Genomic DNA, 19,044 nt, shown 5'->3' with positions numbered 1-19,044 from the left:
TGTCCTCTCCACTGGGTGCAAATATCGCACAGTATGTAACGGTCACGCGGCTCTAGCCGCACCAGCCCAAGACTACCGTGCTTGGCCGGGCCCAATTCGCACGTCCGGGGTAGAGTGGAGGTGTTACTTGCATTGAGGGTGAGGAGTGCCCATGAGCACGGAAATTTTAGACGCTGGCGGTTCGACGCCGGTGGCCGAACACGCCCACGGCGTCACGCTGAGCGAGACTGCTCGCGACAAGGTGCGCAGCTTGCTCGCGCAGGAGGGCCGCGACGATCTTCGCCTGCGCATCGCGGTGCAGCCTGGCGGTTGTTCTGGGCTGATCTACCAGCTCTTCTTCGACGAGCGTGAGCTCGAGAATGACGCGGTCGCAAACTTCGACGGCGTTGAAGTGGTGGTTGACGCGATGAGCGTGCCCTATCTCAATGGTGCCTCCATTGACTTCGAGGATTCGATCCAGAAGCAGGGCTTCACGATCGATAACCCGAACGCTGCCGGCAGCTGCGCGTGTGGCGATAGCTTCGGCTAAACCAGAAATTGCTTCGAAATCTGCGCGCGACACCCGCGCGTGGTTCGGGGAACGCTCAGCTTCGCGCTAAGCTAACAGGGAGTAATCAGCTTCGCCTGCCCATAAAGAGGGGGCGAGAAATGTTTCGAAAGGTATGCGGTGCGTTCCAATCGTCGAATGAAATGGGTCGCGGCTCCGGTCGCGCTCTCGGCAGCCCTGCTGCTCGCGGGCTGTACCCCGGAGCAGCAGCGGGGATTTTTGCCTGCAGGCTCTGAGGGTGCAACCAACCACACGGACGGGATCACCGGTCTTTGGGTGACCTCCTGGATTGTGTTGCTCGTAATCGGTGCAATCACCTGGGGTCTGATCATCTGGGCGACTATCGCCTACCGTCGCCGGAAGGGCCAGACCGGCCTGCCCGTGCAGATGCGGTACAACATGCCGATCGAGACCTTCTTTACGGTTGTGCCTGTGCTTCTGGTCCTCGGCTTCTTCGCGTTCACCGCGCAGGAGCAGGCATCCATCGAGAAGCGCTACGAGAACCCCGAGAACGTTGTCGAGGTTGTTGGTAAGCGCTGGGCGTGGGACTTCAACTACGTAAATGATGATGTCTACTTCCAGGGCGTTCAGGTGCAGACCGACGCCGAGGGCGAAGCAACGGAAGAGACCATGCCGGTCCTCTACCTGCCGGTGGGCAAGACCACCGAGCTTCGTCTTGAGACGCGTGACGTCATCCACTCCTTCTGGGTCGTTGAGTACCTGTACAAGAAGGACATGATTCCGGGTCAGACGAACTACATGAGCATTACGCCGGAGAAGACCGGCACGTTCATGGGTAAGTGTGCGGAACTGTGTGGCGAGTACCACTCGATGATGCTCTTCGAGGTAAACGTCGTTGAGCAGGACGAGTACGACGCATACGTCGCTTCGCTGCGCGATGCAGGCAACACTGGGCAGGTGAGCGTGGAGTTCAACCCGAACCAGGAGGCATTCTACGGCGATGAAGCCAAGTCCCAGAACGAGAACCAGTACTAAGGGGTAAGGCAAAGCAATGAAGAAGGGCAACGTCATTGTCTCGTGGCTAACGTCCACGGACCACAAGGTGATCGGGTATATGTACCTGATCAGCTCCTTCGTGTGGTTCCTCATCGGTGGCCTGATGGCACTGGTGATCCGCGCGCAGCTGTTCGCGCCCGGCCTCGAGGTCGTCGCGACTAAGGAACAGTACAACCAGCTGTTCACCATGCACGGCACCATCATGCTGCTGATGTTTGCAACGCCGCTTTTTGCTGGCTTCGCAAACGTCCTGATGCCACTCCAGATCGGCGCTCCGGATGTCGCGTTCCCGCGACTCAACGCGTTCGCGTTCTGGCTGTACTCGTTCGGTTCGCTCATCGCTGTCGGTGGCTTCCTGACGCCCCAGGGTGCAGCATCGTTCGGTTGGTTCGCGTATGCACCGCTATCCGATGTCACGTTCTCACCGGGTGTGGGCGGTAACCTCTGGGTTCTCGGCCTCGGTGTGAGCGGCTTCGGCACGATCCTCGGTGGCGTGAACTTCATCACGACCATCATCACGATGCGTGCTCCCGGCATGACCATGTTCCGTATGTCGATCTTCACCTGGAACACGCTGATCACCTCGATCCTCGTGCTCCTCGTATTCCCCGTGCTTGCCGCGGCGATGTTCGGCCTGGCTGCTGACCGTATCTTCGGTGCACACATTTATACGGGTGAGGGTGGAGCCATGCTGTGGCAGCACCTGTTCTGGTTCTTCGGTCACCCCGAGGTGTACATCATCGCGCTGCCGTTCTTCGGCATCGTCTCCGAGATCTTCCCCGTGTTCAGCCGTAAGCCGATCTTCGGTTACAAGACGCTCGTGTACGCAACGATCTCGATCGCTGCGCTCTCGATGACGGTTTGGGCGCACCACATGTACGTCACCGGCTCCGTGCTGCTGCCGTTCTTCTCGCTGATGACCATGCTGATCGCGGTTCCCACCGGTGTGAAGATCTTCAACTGGCTCGGCACGATGTGGCGCGGCTCGATCACCTTCGAGACGCCCATGCTGTGGTCGCTCGGATTCCTCGTGACCTTCGTCTTCGGTGGACTCACGGGCGTCATCCTGGCATCGCCCCCGCTCGACTTCCACATCTCGGACACCTACTTCGTTGTGGCTCACTTCCACTACGTCGTGTTCGGTACGGTCGTCTTCGCAATGTTCGCTGGCTTCTACTTCTGGTGGCCCAAGTGGACCGGCAAGATGCTCAACGAGCGCCTTGGCAAGATTCACTTCTGGACGCTGTTTATCGGCTTCCACACCACGTTCCTCGTGCAGCACTGGCTTGGTGTCATGGCCATGCCTCGCCGTTACTACACGTACCTGCCGTCTGACGGCATCACGTGGGGTAACCAGCTCTCGACGATCGGCGCAATGATCCTCGGTGCCTCGATGATCCCGTTCCTCCTGAACGTGTACATCACGGCCCGCCGTGCTCCCAAGGTGACGGTCAACGATCCCTGGGGCTACGGTCGTTCGCTGGAGTGGGCAACATCTTGCCCGCCGCCGCGCCACAACTTCACGTCGATCCCGCGCATTCGTACCGAATCGCCCGCGTTCGACCTGAACCACCCTGAGGTCAGCGGCGTTAAGCAGCCCGAGCCCGGGCGTGAACTCGCCCCGAGCAAGTAGAGCGGAAAGGTAACGAAGTAACATGAAGGCAAATGCTGTAATCTTCACGATTCTCACGGCCTACTTCGCGGTTGTTGCAGCCACGTACATCGGTTGGAACATCATCTCCCACGGCACCATTGAGTGGGCCGGCGGAACGGCGCTCATCCTCTGCGGTGCACTGACCGGTTTCATCGCGTTCTACCTCTTCTTGGTGATCAAGAAGCAGCCGGGTGAGACCCCTCAGGATCGCCTCGAGGCCGACATTGATGACGCGGATCCTGAGCTCGGTGAGTTCAGCCCGTGGAGCTGGTGGCCCCTCGTCCTCGCGTTCGCTTGTGCGTTCACGCTGATGGGTCTGGCTATTGGATTCAACTTCTGGTTCTCGTTCTTCATGATCCCGGTGCTCTTGATTGCCGTGGTCGGTTGGGTATACGAGTACTACCGCGGCGTTTTCGCTCGCTAGGTTATCCACACCTTGAGCATCAACATTCGTCGCGGCCAGCGCGAAGACGGTTCGTCCGTCTTCGCGCTGGCGCGCCAGTTTCAGACCGGCCGCGAAGCTATTGGGCGCGACGAGTTTCTCGTCGCCTTCGATAACATTCTGCGGCGCCGCGAGCAGGAAACAAACGTCCTGTTTGTCGCCGAGCTCGATTCCCGGATAGTCGGTTACTCACTGATGACGGTCTCTCGTTTGCTCCACGCTCCGGGCCTCACCGCCCACCTGCAGGAGATCGTCGTCGACGAAGCCTCCCGCGAGCACGGAGTGGGGGATCGCCTGATGCAGGCGAACGAGCACTACTGCATGGGCCGGGGCGTTCGTCAGCTCTCGGCTTCAACGGGTCGCATCGGCTCGTTCTACAACCACCGAGGATTCGAGCCGGTGGGCGAGCACTACCGCAAGATCCTCGATCTTGGCTAGTGGCGTGACCGAGCGTCGCGCCCGCCGCAAGCCCGGCGAAAACCGGGCACTCCTCCTACAGGCCGGACTCAACGAGTTCGGCCTGTACGGCTATCACGGCACCTCCACCGCCCGCATCGCAGCGCGCGCAGGGGTGCCCCAGCCGCATGTATACGCAAACTTCAGCGGTAAGCCTGAGCTGTTCTTCGCTTGTCTCGATGGGGCGTGTGAGCTCCTGAGCTCCGCCCCGTCGGACACTGACAGTCGTGAGGCCGCCGCGCTACTGGTTTATCAGGCGATCGCGACAGCGAATGATCCGGATCATGGCCCGAAGATTCGTGAGCAGCTCGATGCCGCGGGCTATCTCGAGGGCGAGTACCGGGACCGGGTCCTGCTCTCGGCGGCAGCGCAGCTCACACGGGGGGCGCTTGTCGCGCCCGCCCGTGTGTTGGGCTAGTGAGTACTCGTCGCCTCAGCCCAGTCAGCCAGCTTGCGCTCGACCGCTCCAGAATCGATGGCGGTCGCGGCGACCTGCATCTTCGCAGCGAGACGCTCAAGCAGCGGCTGCTCAGCGCTCTCCGGCCGGGCCGCGAGATCATAGGCCACGAGGCCAGCGGCGGCGTTCAACAGCACGATATCGCGCACGGGGCCCTGCTCGCCCGCGAAGACACGCCGGACGACGAGGGCATTCTCGTCGGGGGAGCCTCCGACGAGATCCTGCATGTTCGCGCGCGCGATTCCGAGATCTCGGGGATCGATATCGTGCTCGGTCAGGCCGCCACGGGTGACCTCCCAGAGGCGGGAGTGCCCGGTGGTCGTGAGCTCGTCGAGGCCGTCATCACCACGAAAGACGAGGGCCGAGGCACCACGCAGCCGGAACACGCCGACGAAGATCGGCACTTTCTCAATGTCTGCCACGCCGACTGCCGACGCCTCGGGGCGCACGGGATTACAGAGGGGGCCGAGAAAATTGAAGACCGTCGGAATACCGAGCTCGCCGCGGGCCGGCGCCACGTGGCGAAAGCCGGGTAGGAAGTGCGCGGCGTGGACGAAGGCGATGCCGGCGCGATCAAACGCTCGCGCGAGGGCATCGGCGTCGAGCGTGAGGTCGATGCCCAGGGCGCTCAGCACGTCCGAGGAGCCCGACAGGCTGCTCGCCGCACGGTTGCCATGCTTCACAACGGGAACGCCGGTGGCGGCCGCCGTGATCGACGCCATCGTCGAAATGTTCACGGTGCCGAAGCGATCGCCGCCGGTGCCCACGATGTCGAGGGACATAGCCGGCAAGCTGAGCGGGCGTGCCTCCTGCAGGATCGCGTCACGGAAGCCAATGACCTCGTCAACGGTGGCGCCCTTCGCCTGAAGAGCGACCAGAAATGCGCCAATCTGCGCACCGGTGGCGTCACCGGTCATGAAGCGGGACATTGCCCATTCGGCCTGAGACACGCTCAAATCCTCGCGCTGGAGGAGGGTTGTGAGGACTGTAGGCCAGGTTCGCTCGTCGATCATGCGTCAATCCTATCTACGGCCCGTCATGTTATAAGCGTGGTTTGCAACGACACCCCCGCCCCGTGTTCACGGAGGGGCCCCAGACGCGGTAGGCTTGGCAGGAAACTCGCAGAAAGTTCGGCGCGCCCGCTTCAAGTGAAAACGCACACCAAACTTTCAGCCATAATGGAGGGGTGACAACGACCACTATGAATACCAAGTCAGCCGTGCCTGCGGTGAAGCGACCGAATCTCGTCGCCGTCGGCACGATCGTGTGGCTCGGCAGCGAGGTCATGTTCTTCGCGGGCCTGTTCGCGATTTACTTCACGCTGCGCGCCATGAATCCCGATCTGTGGGCTGAACAGACCGAGAAGCACAACTTCACCTTCGCCCTGATCAACACGTTGGTTCTGGTTGCGTCCTCGTTCACGGCCCAGGCGGGCGTGTTCGCGGCTGAGCGCCACCAGCCCCGTGCGATTGGACGTGGGCCCAAGAACTGGGGAACCGTTGAGTGGTTCTTCCTGACGTTCTTCATGGGTGCCATCTTCGTCTCAGGCCAGACCTACGAGTACGCTGTGTTCGTCTCTGAGGGCGTCGCCTTCAACAGTGATCCGTACGGCTCGGCGTTCTACATGACCACCGGATTCCACGGCATCCACGTGGCCCTGGGCCTCGTAGCCTTCCTCATGGTCATCGGCCGTCTTTACGCGGTGAAGAACTTCACACGCAAGGAAGAGACCACCGCGATTGTCGTGTCGTACTACTGGCACTTCGTCGACATTGTGTGGATCATTCTGTTCATCATCATTTACGTCCTCAAGTAGGGGTCAGGAGTTATCGCCAACATGGCTCGCGCTAAGAAGAACCTTCGCAAGTCTGGTCGCAGGCACCCGCTCGCGACCGCAGCACTCGTCGGAGTGGGACTGCTGGTTACCGGTGCTGCATACACCGGCATTAGCCAGACCTCTGCGACCGCAGAGATCGATCTGAATGCCCCCGCAACGATCGACGCCGGCGAGAAGCTGTTCGGTGCCAACTGCGCAACCTGCCACGGTGCAGCTGCCCAGGGCACGCCCGACGGCCCCTCGCTTGTCGGTGCTGGTGCAGCATCGGTCAATTTCCAGGTCGGCACCGGTCGTATGCCGCTCGCTTTCCAGGGCCCCCAGGGCATGGTGAAGCCGAAGCAGTTTGACGAAGAGCAGACGCTGCAGATGGCCGCATACGTTGCATCGCTGGGCCCCGGCCCCGCGCTGCCCGATTCGCGTTACCTGCAGGCAGATAGTGATGACGCCGGTATTGCAAACGGTGGCGATCTGTTCCGGATCAACTGTGCGATGTGCCACAACGTGGCAGCCGTCGGCGGCGCACTCACCGAGGGCAAGTTCGCACCTGCTCTGACCGGTGTTGCCCCGACGCACATCTACGAAGCAATGATCACCGGCCCGCAGAACATGCCGGTATTCAGCGATGCGAACATCTCATCGCAGGAGAAGGCCGACATCATCTCGTACCTCAAGTACATCGAGAACCAGCCCGCCGTTGGTGGCCTGTCACTCGGTTCAATCGGTCCGGTCGCAGAGGGTCTGTTCATCTGGATCATCGGCCTGGGGTCGATCGTTGGTCTCACCGTTTGGGTGACCGCGAAGTCGAACTAGTCGACAACGCAGACAAGAATTCATGAGTCAGGAGTCAAGGAGCAACATGGCAGAGGAAGCGAAGAACAACGGCGGCGACGCCGTTGTCGCCGCCCAGGGCCACGGAGCGGTAGATGTTTCGGCGGGAACCGCCGTTATTTCATCCGATGCCGTGCAGAATCCGGGCCTTCCCCCGCACCGCAAGCGCGTTACGGATCTCGATCCGAAGAAGGCGAAGCAGGCAGAGCGCGTCGTCTACTCGCTTTTCTACATCTCGATCGCGGGTAGCCTCGGTGCTGTTCTCGCCTACATGTTCTTCCCGATTGAAACGGGCGAACTCATGGCGATTCGGCTCCACACGCTCTTCGTGGGCCTCGGCATGGCGCTCGCGCTCCTCGCCGTAGGTATCGGTGCAGTCCACTGGGGCAAGGCACTGATGGCGGATCACGAGTCGATCGATATGCGCCACCCGGTTGCGAGTGATGAGGAAACCCGTAAGGCCGCAGTTGAGGTCTTCGAGGTATCGAACGAGGAGTCGGGCTTCTCCCGTCGCTCGCTCGTGCGTAACAGCTTGATCGGTGCACTGATTGCGTTCCCGATCCCGGGCATCACGCTGCTGCGCGGTCTCGCGCCGCAGGACGAAGATCCGGTAGAGCTGCTCAAGAACACCATGTGGACCAAGGGCCTGCGCCTGGCGCGCGACCCATCCGGTGTCCCGATCAAGGCCAGCGAGGTCACGATCGGCTCGGCATTCCACGTGATTCCCGAGAACCTGACTCACGAGGACTTCGCAACGCTCAACGCTGAAGAGCGTGGCGGTAGCGAGAACTTCCTCGATGCGAAGGCCAAGGCCATCGTGTTGCTGATGCGTCTCGATCAGTCGGAGCTCAAGGAGCTTCCCGAGCGCGAGTCGTGGTCGTACGACGGCATCGTCGCATACTCGAAGGTGTGCACGCACGTTGGTTGCCCGGTTGCGCTCTACGAGCAGCACACCCACCACCTTCTCTGCCCCTGCCACCAGTCGCAGTTCGATGTTTCCGAGCACGCCAAGGTGGTCTTCGGTCCCGCGAAGCGGCCGCTGCCTCAGCTGCCCATCACGGTGGACGAAGAGGGCTACCTCGTCGCTCAGAGCGATTTTCATGAACCTGTTGGCCCGAGCTTCTGGGAGCGCCTCAAGTGAGCAGCACCGTAACAGAGACCCCGGCGAAGAACGGCTCCAGCCGTTTCACTGCAGCCGCGGCAAACTATATCGACGAGCGCACCAGCATCAGCGGTGCCGTCAAGGAATTCGGCCGCAAGGTCTTCCCTGACCACTGGTCGTTCCTCCTGGGTGAGGTGGCGCTGTACAGCTTTGTCGTCATCCTCCTCTCGGGCACCTTCCTGACCCTGTTCTTCCAGGCGACGATGGCTGAGGTCGTGTACAACGGCCCCTACGTCCCCATGAAGGGCGTCGAGATGTCGGCGGCCATGGCCTCCACTATGGACATCTCGTTCTCGGTGCGTGGCGGTCTGCTGATGCGTCAGGTACACCACTGGGCAGCGCTGCTGTTCGTGGCGTCGATCGGCCTGCACATGCTGCGCATCTTCTTCACGGGTGCGTTCCGCAAGCCGCGTGAGCTCAACTGGGTTATCGGTTTCGTTCTCTTCATCCTTGCGATGGCCGAGGGCTTCACCGGCTACTCGCTTCCCGACGATGTGCTTTCGGGCAACGGCCTCCGCATCATCGATGGCCTGCTCAAGTCGATGCCGGTTGTGGGCACGTTCTTCTCGTTCCTGTTCTTCGGTGGCGAGTTCCCGGGCACCGACATCGTGGGTCGCCTGTACATGCTGCACATCATGCTGCTGCCTGCACTGGTTATCCTGTTTGTCGCACTGCACCTCGCGTTCGTGGTTATCCACAAGCACACCCAGTACCCTGGGCCCGGCAAGACGCAGCAGAACGTTGTTGGCTTCCCCGTCCTCCCCGTGTACGCGGCGAAGGCTGGCGGCTTCTTCTTCATCGTCTTCGGTGTCATCGTTTTGATCGCTTCGATCTTCGGGATCAACGCGATCTGGGCGTACGGTCCCTACGACCCCTCACCGGTGTCTGCTGGTACCCAGCCTGACTGGTACATCGGCTTTGCTGACGGCATGCTGCGCCTGATTCCGCCCGGGTGGGAAACCGAGTGGTTCGGCTTCACCTGGTCATGGAACATGCTGGTGCCGATGATCATCATGGGTGGCTTCATTGTCCTCGTCATGATCTACCCCTTCATCGAGGCCTGGGTCACCGGTGACAAGCGCGAGCACCACTTGCTCGACCGCCCGCGTAACGCTCCCACGCGTACCGCGATCGGTGCAGCCGGTGTCACGTTCTACGCAGTGATGTGGGCAGGCGCAAGCTCCGACATCATGGCAACCCACTTCCAGCTCTCCATGGAAGGCGTGATTCACACCCTCCAGGCGCTGCTGATTCTCGGACCGATCGTTGCGTACTTCCTTGCGAAGCGCATCTGCCTCGGCCTGCAGAAGAAGGACCGTGCGATCGCTCTGCACGGGTACGAATCGGGCCGCATTGTGCAGCTCCCCGGCGGCGAGTTCGTCGAGGTGCACAAGCCCATGGACGAGTACGAATCGTGGGAGCTCGTCAGCTACCACGACTACGCACCGCTCATGCTGCGCCCCGATGACAATGGCCGAATCTCGTTCGGCGAGCGTCTCCGTGCCGGCTTCAGCCGCTGGTTCTTCGAGGATCGCATCGTTCCCCCGAGCAAGGGTGAGATCGAGCAGGGTGGCCACGAGGGTCACTAAGACTCACTAGTAAAAGCCCCACAGGACTTCGGTCCCGTGGGGCTTTTGCGTTCCTGCAGCAGGGTACGATCCTGGCGGCGGCTTCGCCGGGCCCCCGCTCGTCGGGATGCGACAGAAAAGCGCCCTACCCCAATCGCTCGGGGTAGGGCGCTTGATCGTTGATGCGGTGGGCTAGCGGTGCCCTGCCACGGGAGGCTGGTGGAACGTCGCACCGAAGACGCGCTCGCTCGCCCCCGCACGGTCAAGGTACGGGGTTGCCCCGCCCGCCTGGAACGGCCAGCCGGCACCCAGGATCAGGCACAGATCGATGTCCTCGGCCGCCGCGACGACGCCCTCATCGAGCATGATTTTGATCTCCCCGGCGAGTTCATTCTCGACCCGTGTAAGGATCTCGGCCTCGCTGACCTGGTGATCGCCCAGCGTGATCGCCTTCTTGGCTGCCTTCGAGAGGTCCTCGATCTTGCCGTGCTTCGACTTGACGAGCGGCGCCTCGACCTCGGCGAGCTTGTGCAGGTTCTGGGACGCATAGAACCGGTCGGGGAACGCGTGTACCATCGTGTCCTGCACGTGTGCCGCCACCTTCCAGCCGACGAGATCGATCAGCTCGAACGGTCCCATCGGGAGCCCGATGGGGGCGAGTGCACGTTCGACGACGGGCATCGGCGTGCCCTCATCGAGCGCGCGTGCAGCCTCGCCCATGACCTTTGCGAGCAGGCGGTTCACGACGAAGCCGGGCCGGTCGGCCGTGATAACGGCGCTCTTACCGAGCTTGCGTGCCACCACCATGGCGGTCGACAGGGTCGAGTCGTCCGTGTCGGGCGTCTTGACGACCTCGATGAGGGGCATGACCGCGACCGGGTTGAAGAAGTGGAACCCGACAAGTCGCTCAGGGTGAGCGAGGTTTTGGCCGATCTCGTGGACCGAGAGCGACGAGGTGTTCGTCGCCAGGACCGCGGTCTCAGAAATGATGGGCTCGATCTCCGCGAAGACCTGCTGCTTCACCGAGAGCTCTTCGAACACGGCCTCGATGACCCAGTCGCAGTCGGCGTACTCGGTCTTGTCCGTCGTGCCGTGCACGAGTGCGCGCACTTGGTTGGCATCGTCGGGGGAGAGTCGCCCTTTCTGCTCGAGCTTGTCGATCTCACCGCGGATGTAGTCGAGGCCCTTGTCGACCCGTGACTGGTCGAGATCGGTAATGAGCACGGGCACCCGCAACTTGCGCGCAAACAGCAGCGCGAACTGGCTGGCCATGAGCCCTGCTCCGATGACGCCGACCTTGCGGACGGGGTTTGCGAGCGCCTTATCCGGGGCACCTGCGGGGCGCTTGGCCCGCTTCTGCACCAGATCGAACGCGTAGATCGAGGCGGCAAACTGGTCACCCGAGATGAGCTCGGCCAGCGCCTCATCTTCGCGCTCGAATCCGCGCTCGATGTCGCCGTCCTTTGCGGCCGCGAGTAGATCGAGGGCGACATACGGTGACTTGGCCGCGGTGCCGATGCGGGCGCGAAGGGTGTCGCGGGCAACCTTGATTGCCACGGGCCACTTCGTGAGACGCTCGAGCTTGCCGGGAACGTGCGGACGCGATACCTTCTCGGCGCCCGATACGACTCGGTCAGCCCAGACAATGGATTGTTCGATGAAGCTCGCGGCGCCAAACATCTGGTCGAAGAGGCCGAGTTCAAGCGCCTGCGCGGGCTTGAGCATGCGGTTGTTCTTGAGCGGATTCGTGACGATAACCTCGAGGGCGTTCTCGATCCCAATGAGGTTGGGCACGAGGGTCGCCCCGCCCCAGCCGGGGATGATGCCGAGAAACACCTCGGGAAATGCGAGTGCCGCGGCGGACGAGTCAAGCGTGCGGTAGTCGCAGTTGAGCGCGATCTCCATTGCCCCGCCGAGGGCCAGGCCATTTACAAAGGCGAACGAGGGTACGCCGATGCTGCGGAACTTGCCGAGCACGTAGTGCCCGAACTGAGCCATCAGGCGCGCATTTTCGGGGGTGGCGAGCGTGGATACCTTCGAGAGGTCTGCTCCTGCCGCAAAGATGAACGGCTTGCCGGTGATCGCGATGGCTGCGATCTCACCCGCGGCGGCGCGGGCGCTCAGCGCGTCGAGCGTTTCGGACAGGCCCTGGAGGGTTCGGGGACCCAGGGTGCTGGGGCGGGTGTGATCCCGACCGTTATCGATGGTGATGAGCGCGAGCGTGCCCCCCGAGGGGAGCGCGACGTCGCGCACGAATGATTCAGTGACGACCTCATCAGCAGAGGCCGCGATGAGCGGGCTGAAATCGATCTTGCTGTAGTCAGTCATGTCGCCTTACTTCCTCTTCTTGCCGTCAAAGTGTGGGTTCTCCCAAATGGCGGTACCACCCTGGCCGAGCCCCACGCACATTGCCGTGACGCCGTAGCGCACATCCGGGCGCTCGGCGAACTGGCGTGCCAGCTGGATCATCAGACGCACGCCGGTTGCCGCGAGTGGGTGACCGATGGCGATCGCGCCACCCCACGGGTTGACGCGGGGATCGTCGTCGGCAATGCCGAAGTGATCGGTAAAGGAGAGCACCTGAACGGCGAATGCCTCGTTCAGTTCGAAGAGCCCAATGTCGTTGATCGTGAGCCCAGCGCGTTTCAGCGCCTTCTCTGTGGAAGGGATTGGACCGAGTCCCATCACCTCGGGCTGCACGCCAGCAAAGGCGAATCCGACCATGCGCATCTTGGCGGTGAGACCGAGTTCCTTTGCGGTGTCGGCTCCCGCGAGAAGCGACATGGTGGCACCATCAGTGAGGGGCGAAGCGTTGCCCGCCGTCACACGTCCGTGCGGGCGGAACGGCGTCTTGAGCGACGCGAGGCCCTCCATCGTGGTCTGTGGCCGGCGGCCCTCGTCCTCGGTAGCGAGTCCCCAGCCCTCGGCCGAGCGCAGCGCTACGGGCACCAGGTCGGCCTGAATGTCTCCGCGATCGTAGGCGGCTTGCACCTTGTGCTGGCTCAACATTCCGAAGGTGTCGGCACGCTCCTTGGTCAGCTCAGGGAAGCGGTCGTGTAGGCGCTCGGCGGTCACACCCATGTTGAGGGCGTCGGGGCTCACGAGCTTCTCGGCGACGAACCGCGGGTTGGGGTCGGCATCGAGCCCGATCGGGTGGTGGCCCATGTGTTCCACGCCGCCAGCGACGGCGATGTCGTACTGTCCGGAACCGATCGCCGCACCCATAAAGGATGCGACAGTGAGCGCGCCCGCGCACATGCGATCGAGCGCAAAACCGGGCACGGTGACCGGCAGGCCAGCGAGAATCGACACCGTGCGGCCGAGGGTGAGCCCCTGGTCGCCCTGCTGTGTGGTCGCAGCAATACCTACGTCATCGACGCGTGCCGGATCGAGCGCGGGATTACGCTCCATAAGTCCCTGCAGCGCTTTCACGGCCAGGTCATCTGCGCGCGTTGACGCGTACATGCCCTTCTCGCCTGCGCGACCGAACGGGGTTCGCACCCCGTCTACGAATACGACATCTCTCATTGCGGCCACTTCGCCTCCATCAGGTATGTGATCTGCGTGAATCCCATCATATGAGACTAAGTCTCACGGAGGGTAACGCTACCTGAAAAGTCGCGGAATGTGGCGACTAGTGGTGAAATTCCTTATAGGGAAGCTACAAAAGTGGCGGCAAGAATTGGTGCAGTAATGCTAATCTGCCAATCCCGCGCCCCCAGCTCTTTGAGACGCCGTTCGATGTCTTCGATGGAGCCGTCGCGCGGCGGTTCCCAGGCGAGTGCGCGCACCAGGGCCGGCTTGAGCAGGTTCTCGGTGGGAATGTTGCGCTGTTCGGCTTCTTCCTCAATCGCGACACGGGCGATCGCGAGGCGGGCCGCGGCCTCGGGGTGCCGCTCGGCCCAGCCGCGATGGTGCGGGATGGAGTCGGGGTCTCGGGGTCGCGGGCCGGGAAGATCTGGAGTGGTCTTCGCCCTGAGAATCGCCTTCCACCAGCGCATGAGCTCAGTGCGGCTCTCGCGGCCCTTGAACGTTGCGAGCCGGCTCAGGTCCTCGGGGGAACGAGGATTCGCGGCAGCCGCCGCGATAATCGAGCGATCTGGAATCAGTCGCCCCGGAGCGATGTCGCGCTCCTGCGCGAGCGCATCGCGCGTGATCCAGAGCTCGCGTGCGAGCGCGAGTGACCGCGGGGTGCGCAGCGCCTGCGTGCCCGAGAGCTTGCGCCACGGATCGACCGGGGCAGGCTTCGGCTTCTGATTGAGCACCGCGGTGAACTCCTGGCTGGCAAACTCGAGCTTGCCCTGCTGCTCCAGTTCGCTCTGTACGAGGTCGCGCAGATCCGGCAGCAATACGACATCGAGCGCCGCATACTCGAGCCACGCCTCAGGCAGGGGTCGCGTGGACCAATCGGCCGCGGAGTAGGCCTTTTCGAGGTTTACGTCGAGAAGTTTCTCGGCGATCGCGCCGAGGCCCACGCGCTCGTAGCCGAGCAGCCTCGCCGCGAGTTCGGTGTCAAACAGCTGCGGGGGGTGGAGCCCGATCGCGTCGAGGCAGGGGATGTCTTGCGTGGCCGCATGAAAAATCCACTCGGTGTCGGCCAGTGCCTTCGCGAGGGGAGCAAAGTTGTCGATGCCCACTGGATCGAACAGGAACGTGCCTGAACCCCGGCGGTACATCTGCACGAGATAGGCCTCGCCGCCGTAGCGGTAGCCCGAGGCCCGCTCGGCATCCACGCCCACGGGGCCGTTGCCCGCGGCCAGCGCCGCGGCGGCCGTCTCGACGCCCGCATCATCGGTAACGAACGTCCAGTTCGCCTGGAGTTCGGATTGCGCAACCATTCGCTTTGTCATTTCCCCCGCGTCCGCGCGCGATGCGCGGCAATCGATTCGATACCTTCGTGGTGGGGGAGTCCGCCAAGCAGGCAGAGCAGTTCAGACCAGGCCTCCGCGTGGGCCGCAAAGTCTGTACCGAGCGGCGTCCACGAGGCGCGCAGCTCAATCTGTGCGGCGTCCCCCTGTTGTGCGAGCGAGCCGAAGCCGCTCGACAGGGTCTTGGTCGCCGTCCCCGAGAGATAACGATACTCGGCTCCGTGCGTATCGAGTGCGTCGACGAGCCAGGACCATGCGACATCCGAGATGAACGGGTCGACGCCGATCTCTTGTTCGAGGGGGGCCTGCGCGAAACACACGACCCGAAAGTCAGCGCCCCATTCGTCGCGTGAGGCCGGATCGTGCAGCAGCAAGAATCTGCCGGAACCGAACGGCGATGCGAGTTCGGGGACGGTGCCCGGGTGGTGGGGTCCACGGGAGATCGCTGCCGCTATCGCCACCGAATGGGGGGCGATGTGGTCTGGCGATGCGATCTCACGGGTCGTAAGCTCGCTGCGTAACCGCGCGTCGCGCACCTGCGCTGAGGCGGCTGCGAACACGGCGGGTTCGCCCGCGATCCTTGCCATCACACTCGGAACACTAGAGTTTGCTGTGAGGAACTTATCGTCGCCACGCCGGTGAAGCACGAAGCGACGGGTGGCGGAGTGATCGATATCGAATCAAGGGAGGCCAGCAATGCGTGAGCGTGCGGCAGGGAATCTTGGCGGTAACTGGGGCATGATTGCGGCGGCCGGGCTGGTGGCCGGCGGGGCAATCGCCGCGGGCGCGGTGCTCGCGGGGAGCGCGGTGTTTGCGCGGGCGGTGGCAACTCCGGTGGAGCGCCCCGCGGTCCCCACGGAAGTTGCGCGCCTCGGCCGGGTCGGCGACACCCCTGTGGTGTGGCTGCGCGGGCCAGACGTCGCGTTGCCGGGGCGGTATGGCCTGCTCTGGGACGGCGGCCACGCACGGCTCGGCCAGGTACTGGGTCGTTCGGCAGGTCTCGTCGCGCGCGAGATCATCTCGGTCGATGCGGGGCAACTGCGCGAGGGTGAGCGGTGCCGGATCACGGGCTGGTGGTATCCCTCGGCGCAGGTGCTTGCGGAGGAGAACGCCGATATCAGCGGTGTCGAGGAGGTGTCACTGCCGCTCGATGGTGGCCCTGCCCCCGCCTGGATCCTGCGGCCCGCCCGGCGTGCGCGCCCGGGGCGCAGGGGCCGCTGGGCGATCCACGTGCACGGCCGCGGCGCGCTGCCGGCGGAGACTCTGCGCGGAGTGGCGCCGCTTGCGCGGGCGGGCATCACCAGTCTGGTGGTGAGCTACCGCAATGATCCGGGCGCGCCGGCGGGGGAGAGTGGTCGCTACGGGTTTGGTGTCACGGAGGCCCAAGACGTCGACGCCGCAGTAAAGTACGCGCTCAAGCACGGGGCGAACCGTGTGACCCTCGTGGGCTGGTCGATGGGTGCGACCGCATGCCTCGTTGCGGCAGCACGGGGTGCGCACCGCGACCGGATCGACGGTCTCATCCTCGATTCACCTGCCGTTGACTGGCCGGGGCTACTCGAACACCAGGCGCGATTGCACCGCGCGCCGGGCTTCCTTGCGCGCCTGGGGATGTCGCTCATCGAGCGCGGTGTCGTGTCGACGGATGCCGCCGAGGGAATCGACCTGTCACAGGTGACGCCGGAGACCCTTGCCCGCGACCTGCGCGTACCCACCCTGATTCACGCAAGCCGAGGCGACACATTCGTTCCCTCGGCCGGCGCTGAGCGGCTGGCTGAGCTCTGCCCGGGGCTCGTGCACCTGCGTCTCGTGGACCGCGGAGAGCACGTCAAGCTCTGGAATGTTGAGCCGGAATCGTGGGAGCGCGTCACCGAGACGTTCGCGCGGGCGTTGCCTCGGCCGGCCTGGCGGGGATGAGCGGGAGGAAAGCGGCCCGGCGACCGCTAGACTGGCTCTGATGTCCGAACAGCAGCTCACGTCCGCACGCCTCGTCGACCGACGCCCGACCATTTCGGGCCCGGAGCTAGTGGCGACGCTCGTGCCCCCGCCCCAGTTCGCCCACGCCACGTTTGAGTCGTATCGACCAGACGACACGTTTGCCTCGCAGGCTCAGGCACGAGACGCCCTGAGTGCGTTCGCCGCGCCCCCTGCCCCCGTGGGACGGGGTGGATTCTTTGGGTTTGGACGCAAGAAGCAGGCCGAGGATCGCCCTGCGGCGCCAACGAAGCCGGGCATCTACCTCGACGGTGGCTTCGGCGTCGGCAAGACGCACCTGCTTGCTGCAACTTGGCACGCCACGAGCGGCCGCAAATACTTTGGCACCTTCATCGAGTACACCGCCCTTGTGGGGGCGCTTGGCTACGCGGGGGCCCTCAACGTGCTGCAGGGTGCTCGCCTCATCTGTATCGACGAGTTTGAGCTCGATGATCCGGGAGACACGATGCTCATGACGAGGCTCATTGGTGAGCTGACTGCGAGCGGCACCCGCATCGTCGCAACCTCGAACACGCCTCCGAACGCTCTGGGCGAAGGCCGCTTCGCGGCCGCCGATTTCATGCGCGAGATTCAGGCGATGTCTGATCGCTTCGAGACGATCCGGATCGACGGTACCGACTATCGCCAGCGCGATATCACCGGAGATGCGGTCGCGCTCACCGAAGACGAATACCGGTTCTCGCTCGCCGACGTTTCGGCCTCGGGTGAACGCATGAGCGACGATGATTTCTCGGAGCTCATCAAGCACCTCGCTACAGTGCACCCCTCGAGCTATTCGGGGCTGCTCGGCGGCGTGCAGTGCATCGGGCTGCGCGACGTGCACGAGTTGACGGATCAATCGGCCGCGCTGCGCTTCGTTGCGTTTATCGACCGCGTGTACGACGCGCAGATTCCGATCCGGGCGACCGGAACGTCACTGACTTCAATCTTTGGCGGCGGCATGATCGACGGTGGATACCGCAAGAAGTACCAGCGCTGCATGTCGCGCCTGAACGCGCTCACCTCGAGCGAGATCGCGTAGCGCGCCGTGGCAGCACGCGGTGTCCTGAAAGCCCTAGCGGCCGCGGTCATCGCTGCGCTGCTGCGGTCCACCAGGCAGCAGGGTGAGCCGCGTTCGCCGGGCGCGAAGCGTCCGCCATCGGGCGGCCAGCCCAGGCTTCGCGCGCAACGCACCCACGGCTCGCCGGTCGCTACGGTATCGGGCGCTACGGTATCGGGCGCTACGATCTCGCCAGCCGAGGGGAGCCCGGGCCAGTTCGGCCGAGACGCCACCCGAGACCTCACAGCGCAGGAAATCGCGAACCTGGCCCCCTCCTATGAACCCAACCCCGATGGCGATCCGGATCCCGGTGAAATCGTGTGGACCTGGGTGCCGTACGCCGAGCAAGATGGCCGCGGCAAGGACCGGCCCGTACTCATTATCGCCCGCACCTCCGACGGGGCGACCGCAGGGTGCTACCTGAGCACCAAGCAGCATCGTGGGTTCATCTCCGTGGGGCAGGGAGCCTGGGACCCACAGGGGCGCGAGAGTTTCCTGTCGCCAGAGCGCGTGCTGCGGGTGACTGAGCCGGGCATGCGGCGAGAGGGCCACGTGCTGAGCCCGGATCACTTCACCCGTGCCGTTTCGGGTCTCGCGCGCGTGCATCCCATGCGGGGCACGCGCTAGATTCGCGAGAAAGAAGTCTCGCGTGTCGTAGCGTTGCAAGACATACTGGTGGTGACGCGACTCGCGTCTCTATCGTATTGAGCGAACGGAGTAGGCAATGGGGCTGGAAGATCTGGGTAAGCAGGCGAGTGACTTCGCAAAGCAGAATGCCGAAAAGATTGATGGAGCGCTGAAGAGCGAGCAGGCCGAGGGCGTAAGCGACAAGGTTCTTGACGGAGCTGCCGGCCTCGCCAACAAGCTGACCGGTGGCAAATTCGCCGACAAGGTCGAGGGCGTGCGCGACACGCTCGACGGCAAGATCGGCAACGAGTAGCTCGCGAGTACACAGCACAAAGGCCGCGGCTCCGAAGAGCCGCGGCCTTTGTGTATCTGAGCGGATGACGAGATTCGAACTCGCGACCCCAACCTTGGCAAGGTTGTGCGCTACCAGCTGCGCCACATCCGCACTGTCTGCCCGCGGTTTTTTACAACCTCGGCGACCTGATTAAGTATATGGTGGCCCGCAGGCATCGGTTTACCGCCAGGGGTTCACCGTGCTGCCCGAATG

The 19,044-nt window shown here is 63.4% G+C and carries 19 protein-coding genes and 1 tRNA gene; 14 read left to right on the top strand and 6 right to left on the bottom strand.

Annotation, left to right across the window (positions count from 1 at the left end; genetic code table 11):
* The first annotated feature begins 151 nt into the window (after positions 1 to 151).
* From C795_RS0113535 to C795_RS16700, 6 genes are all read left to right on the top strand, one after another.
* The gene (locus C795_RS0113535) at positions 152 to 529 is read left to right on the top strand and encodes a HesB/IscA family protein (protein ID WP_017794285.1); all 378 of its coding nucleotides are present in this window, start codon (positions 152 to 154) and stop codon (positions 527 to 529) included.
* A gap of 156 nt (positions 530 to 685) precedes the next feature.
* Positions 686 to 1,543: an aa3-type cytochrome oxidase subunit II gene (gene ctaC, locus C795_RS0113530; protein ID WP_017794284.1), complete on the top strand. Its 858-nt coding sequence runs from the start codon at positions 686 to 688 to the stop codon at positions 1,541 to 1,543.
* 16 nt (positions 1,544 to 1,559) lie between these two features.
* Entirely contained in the window at positions 1,560 to 3,197 is a 1,638-nt protein-coding gene (gene ctaD / locus C795_RS0113525) for an aa3-type cytochrome oxidase subunit I (RefSeq protein WP_017794283.1), read from the top strand.
* A gap of 22 nt (positions 3,198 to 3,219) precedes the next feature.
* A complete protein-coding gene (locus C795_RS0113520; protein WP_017794282.1) occupies positions 3,220 to 3,642 on the top strand; it encodes a cytochrome c oxidase subunit 4 in 423 nt (140 codons plus the stop codon).
* Between the two features lie 12 nt (positions 3,643 to 3,654).
* Positions 3,655 to 4,098, top strand: a complete 444-nt coding sequence (locus C795_RS0113515; RefSeq protein ID WP_017794281.1) for a GNAT family N-acetyltransferase — start codon at positions 3,655 to 3,657, stop codon at positions 4,096 to 4,098.
* 4 nt (positions 4,099 to 4,102) lie between these two features.
* Positions 4,103 to 4,534 (top strand): TetR/AcrR family transcriptional regulator, encoded by a 432-nt coding sequence (locus C795_RS16700; RefSeq protein ID WP_017794280.1) that lies wholly within the window; start codon positions 4,103 to 4,105, stop codon positions 4,532 to 4,534.
* Here the strand turns inward: C795_RS16700 and trpD are convergent.
* Positions 4,531 to 5,586 carry an anthranilate phosphoribosyltransferase gene (gene trpD, locus C795_RS0113505; protein ID WP_017794279.1) on the bottom strand — a complete coding sequence of 352 codons (1,056 nt, stop codon included), beginning with the start codon at positions 5,584 to 5,586 and terminating at the stop codon, positions 4,531 to 4,533. The two genes, C795_RS16700 and trpD, sit on opposite strands and share 4 nt — an antisense overlap.
* A 188-nt stretch (positions 5,587 to 5,774) precedes the next feature.
* On the opposite strand from trpD, the gene ctaE reads away from it, so the two are divergent.
* From ctaE to qcrB, 4 genes are read left to right on the top strand one after another with little or no spacing between them, the layout of a single operon-like run.
* Entirely contained in the window at positions 5,775 to 6,389 is a 615-nt protein-coding gene (ctaE, locus tag C795_RS0113500) for an aa3-type cytochrome oxidase subunit III (RefSeq protein ID WP_017794278.1), read from the top strand.
* Positions 6,390 to 6,410: 21 nt separating this feature from the next.
* Positions 6,411 to 7,220, top strand: a complete 810-nt coding sequence (qcrC, locus tag C795_RS0113495) for a cytochrome bc1 complex diheme cytochrome c subunit (RefSeq protein WP_017794277.1) — start codon at positions 6,411 to 6,413, stop codon at positions 7,218 to 7,220.
* Between the two features lie 46 nt (positions 7,221 to 7,266).
* Entirely contained in the window at positions 7,267 to 8,379 is a 1,113-nt protein-coding gene (qcrA, locus tag C795_RS0113490) for a cytochrome bc1 complex Rieske iron-sulfur subunit (RefSeq protein ID WP_017794276.1), read from the top strand.
* Complete coding sequence (gene qcrB, locus C795_RS0113485) at positions 8,376 to 9,989, top strand: cytochrome bc1 complex cytochrome b subunit (protein WP_017794275.1); 1,614 nt, start codon at positions 8,376 to 8,378, stop codon at positions 9,987 to 9,989. The genes qcrA and qcrB overlap by 4 nt, the downstream gene beginning before the upstream one ends.
* Positions 9,990 to 10,160: 171 nt before the next feature.
* Here qcrB and C795_RS0113480 read toward each other — a convergent pair whose 3' ends face one another.
* The 4 genes from C795_RS0113480 to C795_RS0113465 all read right to left on the bottom strand — a co-directional run bounded on the left by C795_RS0113480 (position 10,161) and on the right by C795_RS0113465 (position 15,423).
* Positions 10,161 to 12,296, bottom strand: a complete 2,136-nt coding sequence (locus C795_RS0113480; protein WP_017794274.1) for a 3-hydroxyacyl-CoA dehydrogenase NAD-binding domain-containing protein — start codon at positions 12,294 to 12,296, stop codon at positions 10,161 to 10,163.
* Positions 12,297 to 12,302: 6 nt separating this feature from the next.
* Complete coding sequence (locus C795_RS0113475; protein ID WP_017794273.1) at positions 12,303 to 13,505, bottom strand: thiolase family protein; 1,203 nt, start codon at positions 13,503 to 13,505, stop codon at positions 12,303 to 12,305.
* Between the two features lie 113 nt (positions 13,506 to 13,618).
* Positions 13,619 to 14,806 (bottom strand): HRDC domain-containing protein, encoded by a 1,188-nt coding sequence (locus C795_RS0113470; protein ID WP_017794272.1) that lies wholly within the window; start codon positions 14,804 to 14,806, stop codon positions 13,619 to 13,621.
* A gap of 8 nt (positions 14,807 to 14,814) precedes the next feature.
* Positions 14,815 to 15,423 (bottom strand): DUF3000 domain-containing protein, encoded by a 609-nt coding sequence (locus C795_RS0113465; RefSeq protein ID WP_017794271.1) that lies wholly within the window; start codon positions 15,421 to 15,423, stop codon positions 14,815 to 14,817.
* A 109-nt stretch (positions 15,424 to 15,532) separates the two neighbouring features.
* On the opposite strand from C795_RS0113465, the gene C795_RS0113460 reads away from it, so the two are divergent.
* From C795_RS0113460 to C795_RS0113445, 4 genes are all read left to right on the top strand, one after another.
* Positions 15,533 to 16,753 carry an alpha/beta hydrolase family protein gene (locus tag C795_RS0113460; protein ID WP_017794270.1) on the top strand — a complete coding sequence of 407 codons (1,221 nt, stop codon included), beginning with the start codon at positions 15,533 to 15,535 and terminating at the stop codon, positions 16,751 to 16,753.
* 40 nt (positions 16,754 to 16,793) lie between these two features.
* On the top strand, positions 16,794 to 17,852 hold the full coding sequence (gene zapE, locus C795_RS0113455) for a cell division protein ZapE (RefSeq protein ID WP_017794269.1): 1,059 nt from the start codon (positions 16,794 to 16,796) through the stop codon (positions 17,850 to 17,852).
* A gap of 6 nt (positions 17,853 to 17,858) precedes the next feature.
* A complete protein-coding gene (locus C795_RS0113450; RefSeq protein WP_017794268.1) occupies positions 17,859 to 18,497 on the top strand; it encodes a hypothetical protein in 639 nt (212 codons plus the stop codon).
* A 97-nt stretch (positions 18,498 to 18,594) separates the two neighbouring features.
* Positions 18,595 to 18,810 carry an Rv0909 family putative TA system antitoxin gene (locus C795_RS0113445; RefSeq protein ID WP_017794267.1) on the top strand — a complete coding sequence of 72 codons (216 nt, stop codon included), beginning with the start codon at positions 18,595 to 18,597 and terminating at the stop codon, positions 18,808 to 18,810.
* A gap of 59 nt (positions 18,811 to 18,869) precedes the next feature.
* Here C795_RS0113445 and C795_RS0113440 read toward each other — a convergent pair.
* A tRNA-Gly gene (locus C795_RS0113440) sits at positions 18,870 to 18,942 on the bottom strand.
* Between the last annotated feature and the right edge of the window lie 102 nt (positions 18,943 to 19,044).

The organism is Leucobacter salsicius M1-8, assembly GCF_000350525.1.
GTDB classification, from domain to species: domain Bacteria; phylum Actinomycetota; class Actinomycetes; order Actinomycetales; family Microbacteriaceae; genus Leucobacter; species Leucobacter salsicius.
Note: the sequence above shows the minus strand (reverse complement) of the source record. Positions and strands in the feature narration are given on the sequence as shown.